Genomic DNA, 18,074 nt, shown 5'->3' with positions numbered 1-18,074 from the left:
CGGAGGACCAACGGCCGGAAAGGAAGGGCGAACCATGGAACTGGAATTGAAAAAGGCCTGCTTCGACGCCTATGAGGCGGCGGGAGAGCTGACATTGACTCAGGAGGAGACAGCGGAGACCATCGTGCCGGACTACTGTCCGGACATTGCGCGGATCATCGAGACCACGGGCAAGGTGTTCCTGCACAGCCGGGAGATGCGGGACGGCAGGGCAGAGATCTCCGGCACCGTCCGGGTGACGGTGCTGTACACGCCGGAGGGGGAGGGGGGCATCCGGACCCTGGAATTTGCCATGCCCTTCACGGTGGAGACCGACGGACGCAGTCTGCCGGACTGCGCGGCGCTGCTGGCGGACACGGAGCCGGAGCTTCTGGAGACCCGGATGCTGAACCCCCGCAAGGTCTTCACCCACTGCAAGCTGGTGACGCGGCTGACAGGCTATCAGCGCAGGCCCTTATGCTTCTGCACGGATGCAGAGGCGGGGCCGGAACTGTGCATCGAAAAAAAGCAGGAGCAGCAGCACGCCATCGTCCTGACCCACATTGCGGAGAAGGACTTCACCTTCTCCGAACAGATGGACCTGTCCCCGGGCAGAGAGGGAGCGGCGGAGATCCTCACCAGCCGGGTGAACAGCACTGTGACGGAGACGAAGATCGTGGGCAGCAAGCTGCTGTTCAAGGGTATCTTCACCGTCAGCCTCCTGTACCGGACGGCGGACGGCCGCTGCTGCGCCGCGTCCGGAGAGCTGCCGTTCTCTCAGATCCTGGAGGTGGAAGGCGCCCCGGAGGGCGCGGAGCCATCGGTGCGCCTCCAGTTCACCGGCGCGGATCTGCAGGTCGACGGCGCCGACGCCGAGGGCCGGGAGATCGCGGTGACGCTGTACCTCCACGCCACAGCTCTGCTGCGCCAGACCCAGGAACTGACGCTCCTCAGTGACCTCTACTCCACTGCCTATGATCTGACTTATGACGCCGCGCCTCTGGAACTCACCAGCTTTCGAGAACAGTTCACCCGCCGTCAGACGGTGCGGGAGGTGCTGGAGATCGGTGTGGTGGCGGATTCCATCCTGGCCCTCTCCGTCACCTGCGGAGCTGTTTCCGTCAGCCGGGAGGGGGCGGGCGTGGTCCTGCGGACCGGGGCGTCTGTCCGGGCACTGTATCTGGACGAGGGGGGCGTGCCTCTGGTGGCGGAGCGGAGCATCGACGTCAGCTGCCAACTGGAGCTGCCGGAGGACTGCCGGGTCGCTGCCCGGGCCGTCTGCCCGGAAGAGGTCCAGGGCAGCCTGACGGACCGGGGCATCGAGGTCCGGTTCCCGGTGGACTTCCGGGCGGAGGCGGCCCAGCGTGTGAAACGGGTGTGCGTGTCCGCAGGAAAGATCAATACAGACGCGCCTAAGGAGACCACCGGCGCGCCGTCCCTGGTGCTGCGTTGCCTGGGGAAGCAGGAGACCGCCTGGGATCTGGCGAAACGGTACAACACCACCATCGGCGTGATCCTGGCAGCCAATCAACTGGAGACGGAAGGAGATATCTCCCGGGACCAGCTGCTGCTGATCCCCCGGAAGCGGACCTGAGTCACCCTTGACGGGTCCGGCAGCCCATGGTAGACTGGAAAAAACGGGTATTCGGTCTGTTTCGTCTGCCCTCTGGGAAGTGGAGGTGCCTATGCCGGACTTTGCGGTGCGTGTTCGGGGAGCCAAGGGGAGGAGCTGGCGGTCCCCGAGGCGGCTGGTAGCGGTTTACCTGGGACTCTGGGTTTTTGCCCTGGTGGTGTTCTTGTTGATGGACCCCACGGACGCCATGGGGTACGCCCTTTTATTCCACTGGCTGCTCCTGCCCATCGCCGCCTTTGTGATCTCCCTGCGGATTGGGGAACTGGTCCGCAGGGATGGGCGCATGTGGCTGCTGCCTCTGGCCCTGGGACTTTTGTATATGCTGGCGGACTTTCTCACCTTCCGGCTCGCCAATATGTTGGCCTTTGACAAGATCAACCTGCCTCAGTGGGACCTGTTTTTCATCGGGGCGGCCATCTCTGCCTTGGGCCTTCTCATCGGGCGATTGCTGGGCCGCCGGAGATCCAAACCTGCCTGATTGACGGAGTTTCCCGTTGCCCCGTCTTAACAAGACGGCACAAGATAACAAAAGAGCGGAGCATCAGCTCCGCTCTTTTTCTGTTCCGTTTTATCCCTCGGAATATCGGGCGAGGAACTGACGGGTCCGTTCCTCCCTGGGGTGCTCAATGACTTGGTGGGCGTCACCCTGCTCCACGATGACGCCGCCGTCCATGAAGATCACCTGGTCTGCCACATCCCGGGCAAAGGCCATCTCATGGGTGACGATAATCATGGTGGTCCGCTGTTCCGCCAGCTCCCGAATGACCCGAAGCACCTCGCCGGTGAGTTCCGGGTCCAGGGCGGAGGTGGGCTCGTCAAAGCAGAGGATGTCCGGGTGCAAGGCCAGGGCCCGGGCGATGGCCACCCGCTGCTGCTGTCCGCCGGAGAGCTGGCTGGGGTAGTGATTTGCCCGCTCACTGAGGCCCATCTTCGCCAGCAGCTCCCGGCCGTCCGCTTGGATCTCCTCCAGGATTTGCTTTTTGTTCTGCTTGAAGTCCGGCTGCTCCTGGGCCAGCAGCTCCCGGGCCAGGGTGACGTTCTTCAGCGCCGTGTATTGGGGGAACAGATTGAAGGACTGAAACACCAGCCCGAAGTGGAGCCGCTTCTTCCGCACCTCGCTCTCCCGCTGGGTGGCGGGATCAGCGGCGTCAAAAATCAGATTACCCGCCACAGAGATGGTACCCTGCTCCGGCTTCTCCAGGAAATTCAGGCACCGCAGCAGGGTGGTTTTGCCGGAGCCGGAGGAGCCGATGATGGCCAGGGCCTGGCCCTGCTCCAGATCAAAGCTGATGTCCTCCAGCACCCGGGTGGCGCCGAAATGCTTTTCAATGTGATGTACTTCCAGAATTGCCATAAATCGGTTCCCTCCTTACTGAAAGAAGTCCAGCTTTTTTTCAAGCTTGCCCAGCAGCACCGTGACGATGCCGCTGAAGATCAGATAGTAGACAGCGGTGAAGAACAGGGGCCACACCAGGCCCGCAATGCCGGAGTTGCCCTTCATAAAGGACTCGCCCATCCAGATGACCTCCTGCAATGCGATGACCCGGGCCAGGGAGGTGTCCTTCACCAACGTGATGATCTCGTTGGAGATGGGGGGGACGATTCGCTTGATCATCTGCAGCAGGGTGATGTGGCGGAAGATCTGGGCTTTGGTCATGCCCAAGACCTGGCCTGCCTCCTGCTGGCCCTTCGGCACTCCCTGGATGCCGCCCCGGTAGATCTCGGAGAAGTAGCAGGCGTAATTAATGATGAAGGCCACACACACGGCCATCATCCGCCCGGACTCACCGCTGGGCCAGTTGAACCACTTCTGGATGCCGGGCACATAGAACAGTGCAATGATTTGCAGCACCAGAGGCGTGCCCCGGATGACCCAGACCACCAGGCGGGTCAGCCACCGCAGGGGAGGAAAGCGGCTCATGGAACCGAAGCTGATAACCAAGCCCAGGGGCAGTGCCCCGATCAGGGTGATGAAAAACAGCTGAAGGGTCTTGAGAAATCCGCTGTTCAGGGCCGACAGCACGGTCCGGAATGTGCTGGAGGTAAAAAATTCAATCATGGTATCGTCCTCTCAAGGTCAGTGTGGTAGAGGGGGAAAGCCGCCGAAAAGCAGAGCGCGCACTGCGCACTCTGCTTTTGGAAGATCCGCAGGGGAAGAAGCTCACTCCAGGATCACGGCGTCCTGCAGGCCGTAGGTGGTAGCCACCTCCAGCACGGTGCCGTCAGCCGTCTTCTCCGCCAGGAAGGTGTTGAAGGCGTCCACCAAGTCGGACCCCTGCCGGAAGCCCACGCCATATTCCTCGGAGGGCAGGTCCTGGGCCTCATTCAGGTTCAGGCTGTAGATCAGATCGGCGTAGCTGGTGCCCTCGCCGGTCATCTCAGCGGCCATCAGCACGTCGATGACGGCGGCGTCGGACGTGCCGGCGGCAACCTCCATCAGGGCGTTGGACTGGGCCTGGACCGGCACGGTGGTGGCACCCAAGGCCACGGCGGCATCCTCACCGGCGGAGCCGGACTCCACAGCGATGTTCAGGCCCTCCAGAGAGGTCAGGCCCTCGAACTCAGCGGCCCGGTCGGCAGGATAGACCAGAGTCTGGTAGTTGGTGCAGTATGGGTTGGACGTACCCATAGCAGCCAGAACGTCGTCGGTGAGAGTCATACCATTCCACACGCAGTCGATGGCCCGGGAGTCCAGCTCTTCCACCTTGTAGTCCCAGGTGATCTCCTGGAACTCCACGGAGACGCCCAGGCTCTCGGCAAACAGCTTGGCCAGGTCGGCGTCAAAGCCGATCCACTCATCGCTGCCCTCTTCCTTGTAGTCCATGGGGGCAAAGTAGGTAATGCCCACCACCAGGGTGCCCTTATCCTGGATATAGGCCACGTCGCTCTCGGGAGCGGTGTCACCGGAGACTTCTTCCCCTGTGGGCTGGTCATCAGTGGCGGCGTCCTCGTCAGAGGTTCCGCCGCAGGCGGCCAGAGAGAAGGTCATGGCCAGGGCCAGCAGCGCTGCCCACAGCTTCTTCATGTTTTTCATCGTCAATCCTCCAAATCTCTGGACGGAGATACCGTCCGTTTCATTACATTAGCAGTTTACCACACTAAATTATCCGTGTAAAGCCGCAAAATCAGCCAAGAACGGAGAAGGCCGGCTCCTGAATTTGTGCATCTTCTCCAAAACAAGACGGGCTGTCATACTTCGCAGCAGCCGGACATAGAGTGGAACAAGACTATGGAGCGGAAAAAGGACGGGATGCTATGAATACCAGTATCTATCAGAATATCGCCACCCGCACCGCTGGGGATATCTACATCGGCGTGGTGGGCCCCGTGCGCACCGGGAAGTCCACCTTCATCAAGCGGTTCATGGAGACCCAGGTGATCCCCAACATCGACAACGTCTACCGCAAGGAGCGGGCCCGGGATGAGCTGCCTCAGAGCGGCTCTGGCCGGACCATCATGACCGCCGAGCCCAAGTTCGTCCCGGAGGAGGCTGCCCAGATCCAGCTGCCGGACGGGGCGAGCTTTTCCGTGCGGCTGATCGACTGTGTGGGATACATGGTGAAGGGCGCCATCGGCCAGATGGAGGACGACACCCCCCGGATGGTCACCACCCCCTGGTACGACCATGAGATCCCCATGACCGAGGCGGCGGAGATCGGCACCCGGAAGGTGATCGCCGAGCACTCCACCATCGGCATCGTCATCACTACCGACGGCACCATCTCCGACATCCCCCGGGAGGACTACCTGGAAGCGGAGGAGCGGGTGATCCGGGAGCTGCAGGAGCTGGGGAAGCCCTTCATCGTCCTGCTGAACTCCGCAGACCCCCGGGGCGACCGGGCCCAAGCCATCGCCAAGGACATCTCCTCCCGGTATGAGGTGAACTGCATGGCCGTCAACTGCCTGGAGCTGGACGAGGACGCCGTGGCCGCCATCCTGAAGGCGGTGCTCTACGAGTTCCCCATGCAGGAGCTGGACCTGTTCCTGCCCCCCTGGGTGGATGCCTTGCCGGCGGACCATCCTATCAAAGCGGGCCTGTATGACGCCATCCGTCAGAACACCGCCCAGCTCCGCCACATCCGGGAGGTGGAGGGCGTCATCGCCGCCCTGGGGGAGAGCGAGCACATCAGTGAGGCCAGAATCTCAGCCATCGACCTGGGCACCGGCGTGGCCGCCGCACGGCTGGCCTTGCCCCGGGAGCTGTTCTACAAGACCCTGTCGGAGCAGTCCGGCTTTGAGGTGGGGGATGATGGGGATCTGATGAGCCTGCTGACGAAGCTGGCGGCGGTGAAGGCGGAGTACGACAAGGTAGCCGGCGCCCTCCACGACGTCCGAGAGACGGGCTACGGCATCGTGGTCCCCGGCATCGACGAGCTGAAGCTGGAGGAGCCGGAGATCATGAAGCAGGGCGGCCGGTACGGCGTGCGGCTGAAGGCCAGCGCCCCCAGCATCCACATGATCCGGGCGGACATCGAGACTGCCGTCAGCCCCATCGTGGGCAACGAGAAGCAGTCCGAGGACATGGTGAACTACCTGCTGCAGGAGTTTGAAGGGGATACCAGCAAGATCTGGCAGTCCAACATCTTCGGACGCAGCTTCCACGAGCTGGTGAACGAGGATCTGCAGGCAAAGCTCAAGCGGATGCCGGAGGACGCCCGGCGGAAGCTCCAGGAGACCCTGACCCGCATCATTAATGAGGGCAGCGGGGGACTCATCTGCATCATTCTGTGACGCAGACATCATAGAAAGGGCGCCGGAGGAATCCGGCGCCCTTTCTTACTATTCCAGCCTGTCCCGGAGGGAGCTGGGAAAAGGCCGACTCGCCCGGTATACGTGAGACCGACCACCACAAAGGGAACCAAAAGACGCCGAACAGCGCAAGGATTGGGGGATTCCTGTTCAGATGTCCCAAAGGCATCCCTGAAGAAGAAATTTCCTCCGATGCCCTCACCGCTTCATCCGGGGATCGCAGGTGCCGAACCGCCGGACATTTTCCCGCCCCTGGGACAGGGTCAGCCCATGATTTTCGTCGCTGGGCTCGTTGTCGGAGGAAATGAACACGTCGTTCTCCCACCAGCATACCGGGCAGATGTAAGCCACCGCCTCCTCCGGCGGGACCGGGAGGGTGATCTGCCCACAGCAGGGACAGGGATAGCGCCCGGGCCGATCCTGAGCTGCCGGAATCGGAGGCTCCGGCGGCCCATAGCCGTTGAACGCCTTCGGCGCGTAAAACATCTTTTTTCGTGTGTGCGCCATGGAGACCACCTGCGTCTCACAGCGCCGTGCCACGAGTGGGGACATACAGCCCGGTCATGTCCACGCCCTCCAGCTCCAGCAAGAACTGCTTGTTGGCCACGCCTCCGGCGTAGCCTGTCAGACTTCCGTCGCTGCCCACAACCCGGTGACAGGGGATCAGAATGGAGATGGGGTTGTGGCCCACGGCGCCGCCCACTGCCTGGGCCGCGGCAGAAATCCCCTGGCCCCGGAGCGTCCGGGCCAGGGCGCCGTATGTGGTGACCGTGCCGTAGGGGATCTCCAGCAGCAGGCGCCACACCGCCTGGCGGAAGGGGCTGCCCTGGGGGGCCAGAGGCGGCAGAGCCGGAAGGGGAGCCTTGGCAAAATAGGCGTCCAGCCAGGCGGAGACCTGCTCAAATACCGGCAGGTCATTTTCCTTTACAGCATTTGGGAGTCCAGCACCAAAGTATTTCTGCCCATCCAGCCACAGCCCTGTGAGGGCTGTGCCGTCCGAGGAGAGGGTCAGCATTCCCACCGGGGAGGGCTTATGAAAGATCATCCACATACAATTACACCTCAAATCAGGATCAGAGTGATGGAGCGATTGCAAACGAATGTAAGTCGTTCAACAGGGACCGCTTGATTTGTCCGGCGCGGAATGGGCGCTCCGGCGGTACGCCAGCGGGGACTGTCCTGTGCCGGACCGGAAGGCCCGGTAAAAGGCGGAGAGACTGTCAAATCCGGCCTCCCCGGCTATTTGGGCAACGGGCTGGTCCGTCTCCCGCAGCAGGCGGCAGGCTTCGGTTACCCGAAGCGTTCCCAGGCAGCCGTGGAGGGTGGTGCCGTAGGCTGCATGGAACAGATCGGCCAACCTCCGGCGGGAGAGTCCCAGGCCGTTCAGCGCGGCTGACAAGTCCGCCTGATCCCGGAAGTGGCGATGCAGCAGCGCCATGGCCTCCGCAGCAACGTCTTGGCCCGGGGAAAAATCGGTCAGGTCCGGGCGGCAGCGCTTGCAGGGGCGGAACCCCGCCGCCAGTGCAGCGTCCGCCGTGGGGAAGAACCGCACCCGGTCCCGCCGCGGCGGTCGGGAGGGGCAGGAGGGACGGCAGAAGATGCCTGTGGAGGCTACGCCGTAGAAAAATGTGCCATCATACCGGCGGTCGTTGTCCAGGACCGCCTGCCAGCGCTGCCGGTCTGTCATGTGTGCCGCCCCCGTTTTTTGTCCGGTTTCCGTCCGGCGCCAGGGTCCGTCAGCTCCGGCAGGGCGCCGCAGGCGATGGCCCAGAGGTACAGGCTGGCAGTGGTGCCGTAGGGGCTGTACCGCTTCTGCAGGCGCTGGAAGGTCCTCTGGTCGATGGACCGCTTTCGGTACAGCATCCGCATCCCCCGGAGGATGGCCAAGTCGCCCCAGCTGACCACATCCGGCCGCCGGAGGCCGAAGATCAGCAGCATCTCCGCTGTCCAAGGCCCCACACCCCGCAGGGAGGTGAGGCGGGCCAGCACCTCACGGTCCTCCATTTCCGCCAGGGCGTCTAGATCAAAATCCCCGGAGGCCGCTTTCCGGGCAAATTCCAGGATGTACAGCGCCCGGCGGCGGGTCATGCCCAGGGCCTGGAGCGCCTCGGCCGGCATGGCCGCGACCGTCTCCGGCACAAGCGTCCCGGCCGCTGCCTGGAGCCGCTGCCACACTGTCCGCTGGGCAGCCATGGATACCTGCTGGCCGATGATGTGATGGATTACGGAGGAGAAGAGGTCCGGGTCCACCTCCCGATGGATGGGGCTGATCCGGTCCATGGCCGCGCCCAGTTTCAGGTCTCTGGCACGCAGATAGGCAATCTCCGTTTCACCATAGGGAAAATCCATGGCGCCTCCTCCTTTCGCGTGTGTTCAACAAAAGTATAGCAGATCCGGCGGCAGATTTCTTCCCGTTTTCGGACGTTTCATCGAAAAATTTTCCCTCTGTCCCGGCCTTGCATCCGGCGGCAAGGCGTGATACCATAGAACACGATCAAGATCAGAAGAAAAAAGGAGAGAGGCTTATGCTGCTGGCCATTGATGTAGGAAACTCCAACACCTCTGTGGGGCTGTTTGACAGGGACAAGCAGCTGCGGTTTCTGGCATCCCTGGACACGGACAGCCGCAAGACCGCAGACCAGATCAGCATCGACCTGATGAACCTGTTCGCCCTGTATCACTTCCGGTTTGAGGATGTGACGGGGGCGATCCTGTGCAGCGTGGTCCCCCCCTGAACTTCATGATGGAGAAGGCTCTGGCCCGGCTGCTGGGCAAGCCGCCCATGGTGGTGGGGCCCGGTGTGCGGACGGGGCTGAACATCCGGCTGGCGGTCCAGTCCCAGGTAGGGGCGGACATCGTGGCCGACGCGGTGGCGGCGCTGGAGAAATTCGAGCCTCCTATCGTCACCATCGACATGGGCACCGCCACCACCATCGGCGTCATCTCCGAGGGCCGGAATTACGAGGGCGGGATGCTGCTGCCGGGGGTCAACGTGTCCCTGGAGGCCCTGAGCCGCCGGGCGGCCCAGCTGCCCGCCATCTCCCTCCAGCACCCCAAGGTGTTGATTGGCAAGACGACGGAGGACTGTATGCGCTCCGGCATCGTCTACGGCACCGCCGGGATGCTGGACGGCGTCATCGACCGCATCCGGGAGCAGTTCTCAGGACGGACACTCAGCGTGGTGGCCACCGGCGGCAATGCCCCGGTGATCGTGAAATACTGCCGGAACAAGATCGTCTACGACAAGTACCTGCTGATGGACGGGCTGTGGGCGATCTATCAGAAGAACAAGTGAGAACAATGACATTGGGGGCAAGCAGTCCTGTGGTTTTCGAGACAGAACGTCTGGCTTTCAGAGAAATGAATCAGGATGATTTTCTTGATTTGGCGGAGATGCTGCAAAATCCGAAGGTGATGTATGCCTATGAACATGATTTTTCCAACTCGGATGTCCAACAATGGCTTGACCGGCAGATCGGACGATATCGGGACTATGGATTTGGCCTGTGGGCGGTCATATCGAAAACCAGTGGTGTCATGGTTGGGCAGGCAGGCCTTACTATGCAGCCATATCGAAATAAAGACGTGCTTGAAATCGGATATCTGCTCAAGAAGGAGTTCTGGCACTGCGGGTATGCAAGAGAGGCAGCTGAAGGCTGTAAACGATATGCGTTTGAACAACTGAAGCGGGACCGGGTATCGTCCATCATCAAATCGGATAACCTTGCGTCAATCAGGGTGGCGGAGAGCATCGGCATGCGCAAGGAAGATACGTTTCTCACCCGATATTACAGCGGAGAAATGCTTCATTTCTTGTACTCTGTCTACCGAGAGACACGGTGCTGAAGAAAAAGAGATCACCCAAAGCGGGTGATCTCTTTCCTGTTCTGGGGTTTCGCTGCCGCTTACTTCACCAGCACCTTTTTCAGCTTGGCGAAGCGGGGCAGGGAGTCCTCCTTGGGCAGCTTGGGCTCGCCCTGGATCAGGGGCAGCACATAGTCGATGAAGGGCTTCTCCACGCCGTTGTGGGCAGCGTTGATCCACTCGATGGGCACCTTCTTCTCGGTGTTGGCCACATCGGTCAGGGGCAGCAGCTTGGTCTTGCAGACGTACTGGCCGTCCTCATAGCTGCGCTCGAAGCCCACCATCTTGTCGGTGATACCATTGACGGCGTTCTCCACAGCGGCCATGCCGCTCATGACGGCCTCCTCGATATCGGTCTCGGACGCCAGGTGGGCACCGCACCGCTGGAGGAGGGAGAGCTCGATGCCCCGGACCTTGGCGCCGGTCTTCTCCTTGACTACCTGGGCCAGCAGGGAGGCCAGGCCGCCCAGCTGGGCGTGGCCGAAGCCGTCGGTGGCAGAGGTCTTGGCCTCGGAGACGAAGGAGCCGTCGGCGTAGTGGATGCCCTCGGAGACGGCCACCATGCAGTTGCCCTTCTCCTTGTAGATGCGCTCCACGTCGGCCAGGAACTGATCCATGTCGAAGTCCACCTCGGGCAGGTACACCAGATCGGGGCCGGCGCCGTAGGCGGTGGCCAGGGCGGCGGCGCCAGCCAGCCAGCCGGCGTGGCGGCCCATGATCTCGATGATGCAGACCATGCCGGTGTCATACACTCGGGCATCCTGATAGACCTCCATGCAGCTGGTGGCAATATACTTGGCGGCGGAGGCGAAGCCGGGGCAGTGGTCGGTTCCAAACAGGTCGTTGTCGATGGTCTTGGGCACGCCCATCACGCGGCACTCATAGCCGACCTTCTGCATGTACTTGCTGATCTTGTTGCAGGTGTCCATAGAGTCGTTGCCGCCGTTGTAGAAGAAGTAGCGGACGTCATACTTCTTGAAGATCTCCAGAATCCGCTTGTAGTCGGTGTCATCCACATCCGGGTCCGCCATCTTGTACCGGCAGGAGCCCAGGGCAGAGGAGGGGGTGTATTTCAGCAGCTCCAGCTCTGCCGGGTCCTCCTGGCCCATATCAAACAGCCGGTCGTTCAAAACGCCCTTGATGCCGTGCTCCGCGCCCAGGACGCGGGTGATGCTGGGGTTCTTCAATGCCGTGGCGATGACGCCGTAGGCACTAGCGTTGATGACGGAAGTAGGGCCGCCGGACTGGCCGAAAATGCAGGCGCCTTTCAGTTCACTCATGGAAAAATCCTCCTCAGATTTGGTTTCGGGATGCTTTCTTTCATCATATCATTCAAAAAAAGAATTGTAAATACTTGCATTTTAAAAATCTTGTGATATTATCATAAGGGAAAATCGTTTTCGTTCTTTTGAATCGGCGTTTTTTGACAACCGGGATCGGACCTGTCGGCCGATGTGGGAGAGCGGGACAAATAAATGAACAGGAGTTGATCTTATGGCACTGGTTACCACGACCGAAATGTTCAAAAAAGCCTACGACGGCGGCTATGCCATCGGCGCGTTCAACGTCAACAATATGGAGATCGTCCAGGGCATCACCGAGGCCGCCCGGGATCTGGAGGCTCCCCTGATTCTCCAGGTGTCCAAGGGCGCCCGGGCCTACGCCAACCACACCTATCTGGTGAAGCTGGTGGAGGCGGCCGTCATCGAGTGCCCCAACATCCCCATCGCCCTGCATCTGGACCACGGCCCTGACTTTGAGACCTGCAAGAGCTGCATCGACGGCGGCTTTACCTCCGTCATGATCGACGCCTCCAGCAAGCCCTTTGCTGAGAACATTGAAATCACCAAGAAGGTGGTTGAGTACGCCCACGACCACGGCGTGGTTGTGGAGGCCGAGCTGGGCGCTCTGGCCGGCATCGAGGATGACGTGAAGGTCTCTGCCGAGGAGTCCCACTACACTCATCCCGAGGAGGTCCAGGAGTTCGTGGAGAAGACCGGCTGCGACTCCCTGGCTATCGCCATCGGCACCAGCCACGGCGCTTACAAGTTCACTGCCGCCCAGTGCACCCGCAACGAGAAGGGCGAGCTGGTTCCGCCTCCCCTGCGCTTTGATATCCTGGACGAGGTCGTGAAGCGCCTGCCCGGATTCCCCATTGTGCTTCATGGCTCCTCTTCCGTGCCCCAGGAGTTCGTCCGTATGGTCAACGAATTCGGCGGTAAGATGCCTGATGCCGTGGGCATTCCCGAGGAACAGCTGCGCAAGGCTGCCCGTAGCGCCGTGTGCAAGATCAACATTGACTCCGACCTGCGTCTGGCCATGACCGGCACCATCCGCAAGTTCATGGCGGAGCACCCCGACAAGTTCGATCCCCGCGAGTACCTGAAGCCCGCCCGCGCCGCCATCAAGGAGCTGGTGTCCCACAAGATCGTGGACGTGCTGGGCTGCGACCACAAGGCCTGAGCCTGCCCCGGACCCTGTTTTTGAAAAGAAGGCGGAGGGAGCGCGATGCGCTCCCTCCGTTTTTCTGTCCGGGGTCAGCTACTGTTTATCAGAGGCGGCCATCTCCGCCTCCCGCTCCAGCACCCGTCGGGCGAAGGCCGCCATGGTACAATCCTCCACTGTCTCCCCGGGTCGGATCACCAGATTGAAAAAGCAGCTGGGGATCTCGCCTTTGCGCAGCTCTTTCTGAATGCACAGATCGCACCCCTGGCTATGGTTGGAGGGATGGCAGCGGCAGGCGGTGTTTTGGCAGGTACAGAAATGCGTCATGGCAGTTCTCCTTTTTCAATCGGGTAGGACTCGCTGACGGCCAGGCGTTTCAACAGGGCGTGGGTCACCTGGGCTGCGATTTCAGAAGCCCGGCGGCAGTTTTCCTCAAAGCAGGCGGCGGCGGATCGGTCGGCCGAATCGGTGATGGTGCGAATGGAGAGGAATGGGATGCCGTTTGCATGGCAGACATGGGCAACGGCCGCGGATTCCATATCCGCGCAAAGGGGGTGAAATGCGGACCGCACGGCCTCTGTCCCAGGGCCAGAGAGAAAGGCTTCTCCGGTCACCATCCGCCCGAAGCGGACGGGGCGGCCGGAGTCCTGGGCCGCCTGGGTGGCCAAGGAGAGCAGGAAGGGGTCCCCGGGAACCAGATGGAGTCCATCCAGGGATGGAACTCCGTGAGAATATCCTCAGCTACATCGTGATAGGCGGTCTCTGTGCTGATGACGGTATCAAAGATGGAGATGGATGGGTCGATGCCTCCTGCTGTGCCCGCATTGATGATGGCTTCCACCCGGCAGCTGTCAATGAGGACCTGGGCAGCGATGGCCGCATTGACCTTGCAGACACCACTGTACAGAGCGGCGGCAGGAACGCTGGAGATCCATCCCTCGTGGATCGTGAGCATGGCCTGCCGGCGGACGGAGCGCCTGTCCAGAAGAGGCAGGAACGGCGCGAGCTCGTCATCTCCGGCGCACAGGATTCCGATTTTGGGGAGCACGTCCCATCCCTCCTCTTTGCAGAGCAGCTGCGGTTATGGGGGTATTGTAACACGCAACGTCTGGGAGCGCAATCAAAGATTGCACAGAATAATGTTGTATGGTATAATATAATAGTTATCTCGATATAAGGAAAACCGGCCGCCATCCGGCAGAGATGCCTGGCAGCTTGAGTATTTGAGGTGGATACAAAATGGAAAACGAAGTACAGAAAAAACGAATCCTGAGCGGCATCCAGCCCTCCGGCGACCTGACCCTGGGTTCCTATCTGGGGGCCATCAAGAACTGGGCGGCTCTGGCTGACGAATATGACTGCTACTACATGCTGGCAGACATGCACACCATCACAGTGCGGCAGGTGCCCGCTGAGCTGCGGCGGCATACCCTGACCCAGGTGGCGGCCTACATTGCCAGCGGCCTGGACCCGGAGAAAAACGTGCTGTTCGTCCAGTCCCACGTGCCTGCCCACGCCCAGCTGGGCTGGGTACTGGACTGCTACACCATGTTCGGCGAGCTCAGCCGCATGACCCAGTTCAAGGACAAGTCCGCCAAGAACGCCGACAACATCAACGCCGGCCTCTTCACCTATCCGGCCCTGATGGCCGCCGACATCCTGCTGTACCAGGCAGACCTGGTGCCGGTGGGCGGCGACCAGAAGCAGCACGTGGAGATCTGCCGGGACATCGCCACCCGGTTCAACGGGATCTACGGTGATACCTTTAAGCTGCCGGATCCCTATATCCCACAGGTGGGCGCCAGGGTCATGAGCCTCACCAGCCCGGAAAAGAAGATGAGCAAATCCGACAAGGACCCCAACGGCTGCGTCTACATGCTGGAAAAGCCGGAGGACATCCTGCGCAAGTTCAAGAAGGCCGTGACGGACTCCGAGGCCTGCGTCCGCTTTGACCCGGCCGACAAGCCCGGTGTGTCCAACCTGATGCAGATCTACGCCGTGGCCACCGGCAAGAGCTTTGAGACCATCGAGCAGGAGTTCGCCGGCCATGGCTACGGCGACTTCAAGCAGGCGGTGGGTGAGTCCGTGGTGGAGCTGCTGCGGCCCATCCGGGAGGAGACGGAGCGCCTGCTGGCGGACAAGAGCTATCTGGAGAGCGTCTACCGCGCCGGTGCGGAGAAGGCGGCCTATGTAGCCAACCGGACCCTGAACAAGGTCTATAAAAAGGTGGGCTTCCTGCCCCGGTGATGGAGGAGACATCATGTTGATCGAAAACCGGCTGATCGCCTATACGCTGCTGGCGCTGCTGGTGGCGCTGGTCGTCAGCTTTCTGATGACGCCCATCGTCAAGACTTTTGCTTACAAGGTGGGGGCCATCGACGTACCCAAGGACGCCCGCCGGATGCACAAGACTCCCATCCCCCGGCTGGGGGGACTGGCCATCTTTATCGGCTTCATGGTCAGCATCCTGCTGTTTGTGGAGATCACGGCCGAGATGCGCAGCATCCTGCTGGGAGCCGTTATCATCGTGGTGCTGGGCGTGGTGGACGACATCATGGCCCTGCCGGCGCTGCTGAAATTTGTGGTGCAGATCGTGGCCGCCCTGATCCCCGCCACCCACGGCGTGGTGATCCAGGCGTTTTCCAACCCCAACGTCTTTTCGGACAATCCCTATTGGGTGCTGGGAAATCTCTCCGTGCCCCTGACGGTGCTTTGGATTGTTGCCATCACCAACGCGGTGAACCTGATCGACGGCCTGGACGGCCTGGCCAACGGCGTCTCCGCCATCTCCGCCACCACAGTGCTGGTGATCGCCCTCATTGGCGGGCAGTTTCAGGTGGCTGTGGTGATGGCGGCCCTGGTGGGGGCCTGCGTGGGCTTCATGCCCTACAACATGAACCCCGCCAAGATGTTTATGGGCGACACCGGCGCCACCTTCCTGGGCTACATTTTGGCCACCATGTCCATCCAGGGCCTGTTCAAGTTCTATGCCATCATCTCCTTTGCGGTGCCATTCCTGATTCTGGGACTGCCCATCTTTGACACCGCCTTTGCCTTCATCCGCCGCATCGCCCACGGCCAGAGCCCCATGCACGCCGACCGGAGCCACATCCACCACCGGCTCATCGACATGGGCCTGAACCAGAAGCAGGCGGTGGCTACTCTGTACGTGATCTCTGCCATCCTGGGCTTGAGCGCCGTGGTGCTGACTACCAGCGGGGAGGGCCGGGCCATGCTGCTGTTCCTGGTGCTGTGCATCGTGGCAGTGGTGGCCGCCCGGGTGGTGTTCCCCAAGGAGGTCAAGGAGGAGCTGCACGAAGAGTTGGAGGAGCTGAAGGAGCACGGCCACCACGGCCATCATCCAGCGGACAAGCCGGAGGATGATGGAAAGACGGAGGAGAAGTAAATGGAAAAGCTGCGGATCATGAGCGTCTTCGGCACCCGGCCGGAGGCCATCAAGATGTGCCCCCTGGTGCAGGAGCTGGCGAATCGGGAGGGGATCGAGAGCCTCTGCTGCGTCACCGCCCAGCACCGGCAGATGCTGGACAGCGTGCTGGAGGTCTTTCAGGTGAAGCCGGACTGGGATCTGGACATCATGACCCCCCGGCAGACGCTGTCCACCATCACCAGCAAGTGCCTCACCGGCATGGACGAGGCCATCGACGCCCTGAAGCCGGATATGATCCTGGTTCACGGGGACACCTCCACCACCTTTGCCGGTGCCCTGTCAGCCTTTTACCATCAGGTGTCCGTTGGGCACGTGGAGGCAGGATTGCGAACCTATGACAAGTATTCTCCCTTTCCAGAGGAGATGAACCGGAAGCTGGTGTCCGCCATTGCGGACCTGTATTTCTGTCCCACCGCCAACAATCGGGCCAACCTGGAGCGGGAGGGTATTACCAAGGGGCTGTTCGTCACCGGCAACACGGTCATCGACGCTTTGAAGACCACAGTCCGGCCGGACTACCGCTTTTCCACAGAGGAGCTGAATCAGCTGCCCTATGGGGAGAAGAAGATCGTTCTTGTTACCTGCCACCGGCGGGAGAATTATGGCGAGCCGATGAAGAACATCATGCTGGCCCTGCGGCAGATCGCCGAGGAGAACCGGGACGTGGAGCTGGTGTACCCGGTGCACCTGAGCCCGGTGGTGCGGGAAGCAGTGGACACCTATCTTCGGGGCGCGCCCCGGGTCCATCTCATCGACCCGCTGCCGGCGGACGAGATGCATAACCTTATGGCCCGGTCTTATCTGGTGCTGACAGACTCCGGTGGTCTCCAGGAGGAGGCCCCTGCCCTGGGCAAGCCGGTGCTGGTGATGCGCCGGGAGACGGAGCGGCCGGAGGCGGTAGAGGCCGGGACCGTGAAGCTCTGCGGCGTGGTACAGGATGACATCGTCACCATGGCGGAGCGGCTGATCCGGGACAAGAGCGCCTACGACGCCATGGCCCACGCGGTGAATCCTTACGGTGACGGCCATGCCTGCCGCCGGATTGCCGATGCCATCGAGTGGAAGTTCGGCCTGCGGCGGGATCGGCCGGCAGAATTCGGCGTCTGACCTGCCGCGGACGGCACCCTGAGAGAGGAGGGCGGAGATGGAGAAACGGAAGCTGAACCGGATCACCGCGGGCTTTATTGTCCTGGTGGTGATGGTTCTGATCCTGATGTTCAGCAACAGTCTGCGCCGCTCCTCCCATATCACGCTGCCGGAGGAGGGGAGCTCCCCCGGACAGGCAGAGGATACCAATGCCTCCGGCGGTGACGCCCTGACAGTGATCGCGGTGACGCCGGAGACGGTGCAGACCGCCATTGAGACGCTGACCCGCCCGCGGCAGTACAGCCGGGTGATCCGGGTGGAGCAGCTGTGGGACGGCGGCAGCGGTTCCTTTGAGACCACCGTCACGGTCAGCGGCCGCTGGACACGGACAGACCGCTCCCTGTCGGACGGACAGGTTCGCCACACCATCACCGACGGGGAGATCACTTATATCTGGTATGGCAGCGAGAGCAGCGTTTACAGCGCCCCTGCGGGGGACATCACCCCGGATGACGAGCAGGCCATCCCCACCTATGAGACCATCCTGGACCTGCCGGTGGAGGATATCGCCGCCGCGGATTACCGCAGCGTCTCCGATGTGAACTGCATTTACGTGGAGACGGTCCAGGATCCGGAGGGTTACACCCAACGGTACTGGGTCAGCGTGGAGACAGGCTTACTGGTAGCGTCGGAACGGCTGTTGGAGGGGGAGACCATCTACCGCATGGCATCCCTGACGGCAGATCTGAGCACCCCCTCCACAGACCGGTTTATCCTGCCGGACGGCACGGTGCTGCTGGACACATGAGGCGAACCCCCACCGGAGACAGCCGGCGGGGGTTCTTTTCAGCAAGGCCCCGGCGGAACATT

General features: G+C 61.6%; 18 protein-coding genes and 2 pseudogenes. 10 read left to right on the top strand and 10 right to left on the bottom strand.

Going from position 1 to position 18,074, the window contains the following annotated elements:
* The first annotated feature begins 34 nt into the window (after positions 1-34).
* Positions 35-1,573: a DUF3794 and LysM peptidoglycan-binding domain-containing protein gene (locus tag EIO64_RS18710; protein ID WP_136890641.1), complete on the top strand. Its 1,539-nt coding sequence runs from the start codon at positions 35-37 to the stop codon at positions 1,571-1,573.
* A 91-nt stretch (positions 1,574-1,664) separates the two neighbouring features.
* A complete protein-coding gene (locus EIO64_RS00325) occupies positions 1,665-2,090 on the top strand; it encodes a hypothetical protein (RefSeq protein ID WP_021749912.1) in 426 nt (141 codons plus the stop codon).
* Between the two features lie 90 nt (positions 2,091-2,180).
* On the opposite strand, the gene EIO64_RS00320 is transcribed toward EIO64_RS00325, so the two are convergent.
* The 3 genes from EIO64_RS00320 to EIO64_RS00310 form a co-directional block, all read right to left on the bottom strand.
* Entirely contained in the window at positions 2,181-2,966 is a 786-nt protein-coding gene (locus EIO64_RS00320) for an amino acid ABC transporter ATP-binding protein (RefSeq protein ID WP_021749913.1), read from the bottom strand.
* Between the two features lie 15 nt (positions 2,967-2,981).
* On the bottom strand, positions 2,982-3,671 hold the full coding sequence (locus EIO64_RS00315; RefSeq protein WP_021749914.1) for an amino acid ABC transporter permease: 690 nt from the start codon (positions 3,669-3,671) through the stop codon (positions 2,982-2,984).
* A gap of 102 nt (positions 3,672-3,773) precedes the next feature.
* On the bottom strand, positions 3,774-4,646 hold the full coding sequence (locus EIO64_RS00310) for a transporter substrate-binding domain-containing protein (protein WP_119311017.1): 873 nt from the start codon (positions 4,644-4,646) through the stop codon (positions 3,774-3,776).
* Positions 4,647-4,867: 221 nt separating this feature from the next.
* Between EIO64_RS00310 and spoIVA the strand changes: the two genes are divergently transcribed.
* On the top strand, positions 4,868-6,343 hold the full coding sequence (gene spoIVA / locus EIO64_RS00305; RefSeq protein WP_021749916.1) for a stage IV sporulation protein A: 1,476 nt from the start codon (positions 4,868-4,870) through the stop codon (positions 6,341-6,343).
* 216 nt (positions 6,344-6,559) lie between these two features.
* On the opposite strand, the gene EIO64_RS00300 is transcribed toward spoIVA, so the two are convergent.
* From EIO64_RS00300 to EIO64_RS00285, 4 genes are read right to left on the bottom strand one after another with little or no spacing between them, the layout of a single operon-like run.
* Positions 6,560-6,868 carry a CPCC family cysteine-rich protein gene (locus EIO64_RS00300; RefSeq protein ID WP_021749918.1) on the bottom strand — a complete coding sequence of 103 codons (309 nt, stop codon included), beginning with the start codon at positions 6,866-6,868 and terminating at the stop codon, positions 6,560-6,562.
* 16 nt (positions 6,869-6,884) lie between these two features.
* Positions 6,885-7,412 (bottom strand): methylated-DNA--[protein]-cysteine S-methyltransferase, encoded by a 528-nt coding sequence (locus EIO64_RS00295; RefSeq protein ID WP_021749919.1) that lies wholly within the window; start codon positions 7,410-7,412, stop codon positions 6,885-6,887.
* 60 nt (positions 7,413-7,472) lie between these two features.
* Positions 7,473-8,048 (bottom strand): bifunctional transcriptional activator/DNA repair enzyme AdaA, encoded by a 576-nt coding sequence (locus tag EIO64_RS00290; protein WP_021749920.1) that lies wholly within the window; start codon positions 8,046-8,048, stop codon positions 7,473-7,475.
* On the bottom strand, positions 8,045-8,710 hold the full coding sequence (locus EIO64_RS00285) for a DNA-3-methyladenine glycosylase family protein (protein ID WP_136890640.1): 666 nt from the start codon (positions 8,708-8,710) through the stop codon (positions 8,045-8,047). The genes EIO64_RS00290 and EIO64_RS00285 overlap by 4 nt, the downstream gene beginning before the upstream one ends.
* Before the next feature lie 176 nt (positions 8,711-8,886).
* Between EIO64_RS00285 and EIO64_RS00275 the strand changes: the two are divergent.
* A pseudogene (locus EIO64_RS00275) lies at positions 8,887-9,656 on the top strand (type III pantothenate kinase).
* A complete protein-coding gene (locus tag EIO64_RS00270; protein WP_309452395.1) occupies positions 9,629-10,207 on the top strand; it encodes a GNAT family N-acetyltransferase in 579 nt (192 codons plus the stop codon). The pseudogene EIO64_RS00275 and the gene EIO64_RS00270 overlap by 28 nt, the downstream one beginning before the upstream one ends.
* A gap of 59 nt (positions 10,208-10,266) precedes the next feature.
* Here EIO64_RS00270 and EIO64_RS00265 read toward each other — a convergent pair whose 3' ends face one another.
* Complete coding sequence (locus EIO64_RS00265) at positions 10,267-11,505, bottom strand: 6-phosphofructokinase (RefSeq protein WP_136890639.1); 1,239 nt, start codon at positions 11,503-11,505, stop codon at positions 10,267-10,269.
* Positions 11,506-11,719: 214 nt separating this feature from the next.
* On the opposite strand from EIO64_RS00265, the gene fba reads away from it, so the two are divergent.
* Positions 11,720-12,688 (top strand): class II fructose-1,6-bisphosphate aldolase, encoded by a 969-nt coding sequence (fba, locus tag EIO64_RS00260; RefSeq protein ID WP_021749927.1) that lies wholly within the window; start codon positions 11,720-11,722, stop codon positions 12,686-12,688.
* 78 nt (positions 12,689-12,766) lie between these two features.
* Here the strand turns inward: fba and EIO64_RS00255 are convergent, their stop codons facing one another.
* Together EIO64_RS00255 and mtnN are read right to left on the bottom strand one after the other, a co-directional pair.
* Positions 12,767-12,997 carry a DUF6485 family protein gene (locus EIO64_RS00255; protein WP_021749928.1) on the bottom strand — a complete coding sequence of 77 codons (231 nt, stop codon included), beginning with the start codon at positions 12,995-12,997 and terminating at the stop codon, positions 12,767-12,769.
* Positions 12,994-13,718, bottom strand: a pseudogene (gene mtnN, locus EIO64_RS00250) (5'-methylthioadenosine/S-adenosylhomocysteine nucleosidase). Before mtnN ends, EIO64_RS00255 begins: the two are co-directional and overlap by 4 nt.
* 191 nt (positions 13,719-13,909) lie before the next feature.
* Here mtnN and trpS point away from each other — a divergent pair.
* Genes trpS through EIO64_RS00230 form a run of 4 tightly spaced genes read left to right on the top strand, consistent with a single transcriptional unit; the run spans position 13,910 to position 18,012 of the window.
* Positions 13,910-14,917 (top strand): tryptophan--tRNA ligase, encoded by a 1,008-nt coding sequence (gene trpS / locus EIO64_RS00245; RefSeq protein ID WP_021749930.1) that lies wholly within the window; start codon positions 13,910-13,912, stop codon positions 14,915-14,917.
* 13 nt (positions 14,918-14,930) lie between these two features.
* Entirely contained in the window at positions 14,931-16,076 is a 1,146-nt protein-coding gene (locus EIO64_RS00240; RefSeq protein WP_021749931.1) for an MraY family glycosyltransferase, read from the top strand.
* A complete protein-coding gene (wecB, locus tag EIO64_RS00235) occupies positions 16,077-17,225 on the top strand; it encodes a non-hydrolyzing UDP-N-acetylglucosamine 2-epimerase (protein ID WP_025544616.1) in 1,149 nt (382 codons plus the stop codon).
* Positions 17,226-17,262: 37 nt separating this feature from the next.
* Entirely contained in the window at positions 17,263-18,012 is a 750-nt protein-coding gene (locus tag EIO64_RS00230) for a hypothetical protein (protein WP_021749933.1), read from the top strand.
* The last annotated feature ends 62 nt before the right edge of the window (positions 18,013-18,074 follow it).

It is taken from the genome of Dysosmobacter welbionis (genome assembly GCF_005121165.3).
Taxonomy (GTDB): Bacteria; Bacillota; Clostridia; order Oscillospirales; family Oscillospiraceae; genus Oscillibacter; species Oscillibacter welbionis.
The sequence above is the reverse complement of the archived record's forward strand: the minus strand, read 5'-3'. Positions and strand labels throughout refer to the sequence as shown.